The organism is Flavobacterium sp. ZT3R18 (genome assembly GCF_007097385.1).
In the GTDB taxonomy this organism is placed as follows: domain Bacteria; phylum Bacteroidota; class Bacteroidia; order Flavobacteriales; family Flavobacteriaceae; genus Flavobacterium.
This window is the reverse complement of record NZ_VJZS01000058.1, coordinates 1-1,936: the sequence shown is the minus strand read 5'-3', so window position 1 is coordinate 1,936 and position 1,936 is coordinate 1. Positions and strand designations below refer to the sequence as shown.

Genomic DNA, 1,936 nt, shown 5'->3' with positions numbered 1-1,936 from the left:
ACAACGGTAAAAGATGAGCATGCGTCCCATTAGCTAGTTGGTAAGGTAACGGCTTACCAAGGCTACGATGGGTAGGGGTCCTGAGAGGGAGATCCCCCACACTGGTACTGAGACACGGACCAGACTCCTACGGGAGGCAGCAGTGAGGAATATTGGACAATGGGCGCAAGCCTGATCCAGCCATGCCGCGTGCAGGATGACGGTCCTATGGATTGTAAACTGCTTTTGCACAGGAAGAAACAACATTACGTGTAATGTCTTGACGGTACTGTGAGAATAAGGATCGGCTAACTCCGTGCCAGCAGCCGCGGTAATACGGAGGATCCAAGCGTTATCCGGAATCATTGGGTTTAAAGGGTCCGTAGGCGGTTTAGTAAGTCAGTGGTGAAAGCCCATCGCTCAACGGTGGAACGGCCATTGATACTGCTAGACTTGAATTATTAGGAAGTAACTAGAATATGTAGTGTAGCGGTGAAATGCTTAGAGATTACATGGAATACCAATTGCGAAGGCAGGTTACTACTAATATATTGACGCTGATGGACGAAAGCGTGGGTAGCGAACAGGATTAGATACCCTGGTAGTCCACGCCGTAAACGATGGATACTAGCTGTTGGGAGCGATCTCAGTGGCTAAGCGAAAGTGATAAGTATCCCACCTGGGGAGTACGTTCGCAAGAATGAAACTCAAAGGAATTGACGGGGGCCCGCACAAGCGGTGGAGCATGTGGTTTAATTCGATGATACGCGAGGAACCTTACCAAGGCTTAAATGTAGATTGACCGGTTTGGAAACAGACTTTTCGCAAGACAATTTACAAGGTGCTGCATGGTTGTCGTCAGCTCGTGCCGTGAGGTGTCAGGTTAAGTCCTATAACGAGCGCAACCCCTGTTGTTAGTTGCCAGCGAGTCATGTCGGGAACTCTAACGAGACTGCCAGTGCAAACTGTGAGGAAGGTGGGGATGACGTCAAATCATCACGGCCCTTACGCCTTGGGCTACACACGTGCTACAATGGCCGGTACAGAGAGCAGCCACTGGGTGACCAGGAGCGAATCTACAAAACCGGTCACAGTTCGGATCGGAGTCTGCAACTCGACTCCGTGAAGCTGGAATCGCTAGTAATCGGATATCAGCCATGATCCGGTGAATACGTTCCCGGGCCTTGTACACACCGCCCGTCAAGCCATGGAAGCTGGGGGTGCCTGAAGTCGGTGACCGCAAGGAGCTGCCTAGGGTAAAACTGGTAACTAGGGCTAAGTCGTAACAAGGTAGCCGTACCGGAAGGTGCGGCTGGAACACCTCCTTTCTAGAGCTTTAGTGTTAGCTATATGCACGCTAAAGAAAGAAGACGAAAAGAGAAAGTGGAAACATTTATTGAGATTATATTACTCTTGCTGTTAATTTATAAAAAAAAGATTTAAGATTGTTGATTAACGATTTTCGATTTCAGATTTAAATCTAAAATCGTTAATCAAAAATCACTACTCAAAAATCAAAAAAAAGAGTGTCTCGTAGCTCAGCTGGTTAGAGTACTACACTGATAATGTAGGGGTCGACAGTTCGAGTCTGTCCGAGACAACAAAAAAAAGTAATCAGTTTACAGTTTACAGTAAGCAGATTAAAAAAACGTTCATATTATAATAAGGAAATTCTAGAGTTGACAATTCACAAAGTCATTTGGATGTAAAGTTAAAGTTACTGAAAACTGAATACTGAACACTGCCAACTGAAAATGGGGGATTAGCTCAGCTGGCTAGAGCGCCTGCCTTGCACGCAGGAGGTCAACGGTTCGACTCCGTTATTCTCCACAAAAACAGTAAACAGTCACAGTTTACAGTATGCAGGTAACTGCTTACTGGGACTGAGTACTGAAAACTGATTTAAAGTTCATTGACATATTGAGATAAGAAATAATAAAAAGTAGAAAGCAGTTTT

The 1,936-nt window shown here is 45.7% G+C and carries 2 tRNA genes and 1 rRNA gene; all 3 read left to right on the top strand.

Features of this window, described 5'->3' with window-relative positions:
• Positions 1-1,307, top strand: a 16S ribosomal RNA gene (locus tag FNW52_RS20530); the annotation flags it as partial.
• Positions 1,308-1,506: 199 nt separating this feature from the next.
• Positions 1,507-1,580, top strand: a tRNA-Ile gene (locus FNW52_RS20525).
• Between the two features lie 155 nt (positions 1,581-1,735).
• Positions 1,736-1,809, top strand: a tRNA-Ala gene (locus FNW52_RS20520).
• Positions 1,810-1,936: the final 127 nt, after the last annotated feature.